This is a genomic window from Actinomadura rugatobispora (genome assembly GCF_042656285.1).
Lineage (GTDB): Bacteria > Actinomycetota > Actinomycetes > Streptosporangiales > Streptosporangiaceae > Spirillospora > Spirillospora rugatobispora.
In genome coordinates this window covers 1-1,378 of the sequence record NZ_JBHSON010000235.1, presented here as the reverse complement: position 1 = coordinate 1,378, position 1,378 = coordinate 1, and the positions used below count along the sequence as shown (strand labels likewise).

General features: G+C 68.4%; 1 protein-coding gene. It reads left to right on the top strand.

Going from position 1 to position 1,378, the window contains the following annotated elements:
- The first annotated feature begins 45 nt into the window (after positions 1 to 45).
- The gene (locus tag ACFPZN_RS56035; RefSeq protein ID WP_378293588.1) at positions 46 to 1,338 is read left to right on the top strand and encodes an IS256 family transposase; all 1,293 of its coding nucleotides are present in this window, start codon (positions 46 to 48) and stop codon (positions 1,336 to 1,338) included.
- Positions 1,339 to 1,378 lie beyond the last annotated feature (40 nt).

The following is a 1,378-nucleotide window of genomic DNA, read 5'->3' as shown; positions in this document are numbered from 1 at the left end:
GGGACTGTACGGTTTTCGGTGTAACTCCTGATCATGGAGTGACACATGACAACCGGAACGAGCACGGAGGCTGTGGTGGCCGAGTCCGACAAGCCGACCACGGCCGCGGTCGAGCAGGAGCTGGTCGGCCGACTGGTGGCCCAGGCCCGCGAGCAGGGCCTGGAGCTGACCGGTGAGGGGGGCTTGCTGGCCGAGTTGACCAAGCGGGTGCTGGAGTCGGCGCTCGAGGGCGAGATCACCGATCACCTGGGCCGGGACCGCCACGAACGGACGGGCGAGGGTGGCGGGAACGTCCGGAACGGTCACCGTTCCAAGATGGTCACCACCGAGGTCGGCCGGGTCGAGATCGAGGTGCCGCGGGACCGGGACGCCACGTTCGAGCCGAAGATCGTCCGCAAGCGGCAGCGGCGGCTGACCGGGGTGGACGAGATGGTGCTGTCGCTGAGCGCGAAGGGCCTCACCCATGGCGAGATCTCGGCGCACCTGGCCGAGGTCTACGGCGCCTCGGTGTCCAAGCAGACGATCTCCACCATCACCGACAAGGTCATCGACGGCATGATCGAGTGGCAGAACCGGCCGCTCGACCCCGTGTATCCGGTGATCTTCCTGGACGCGATCCAGGTCAAGATCCGCGACGGGCAGGTCGCCAACCGCCCGATCTATGTGGCGCTGGCGGTCACCGCCGAGGGCACCCGCGACATCCTGGGGCTGTGGGCCGGGGACGGCGGCGGTGAGGGCGCCAAGTACTGGCTGCAGGTCCTCACCGAGCTGCGCAACCGGGGCGTGGACGACGCCTGCATGGTGGTGTGCGACGGGCTGACCGGGCTGCCCGACGCCGTCGCCCACGTCTGGCCGCAGGCCCTGGTCCAGACGTGCATCGTGCATCTGCTGCGCGGTTCCTTCCGCTATGCCGCCCGGCAGGACTGGGACAAGATCGCCAAGGCGCTCAAGCCGGTCTACACGGCACCGACCGAGTCGGCGGCGATGGAGCGGTGGCTGGAGTTCGCCGAGACCTGGGGCGCCAAGTACCCGGCGATCGTGCGGTTGTGGGAGAACGCCTGGGCCGAGTTCGTGCCGTTTCTGCAGTTCGACCCCGAGATCCGCAAGGTGGTGTGCTCCACCAACGCCATCGAGTCGGTGAACGCCCGGATCCGCCGCGCGGTCAAGGCCCGCGGGCACTTCCCCAACGAGCAGGCCGCCCTCAAGTGCGTCTACCTCGCGGTGATGAGCCTGGACCCCACCGGCACCGGCCGCAAACGCTGGATCGCCCGGTGGAAGGCCGCCCTCAACGCCTTCGACATCGCTTTCGAAGGCCGCCTCACCACCGCCGGCAGCTGACCTCAGCAATATCGAGTCACACCGTTAACTGGACAGACCC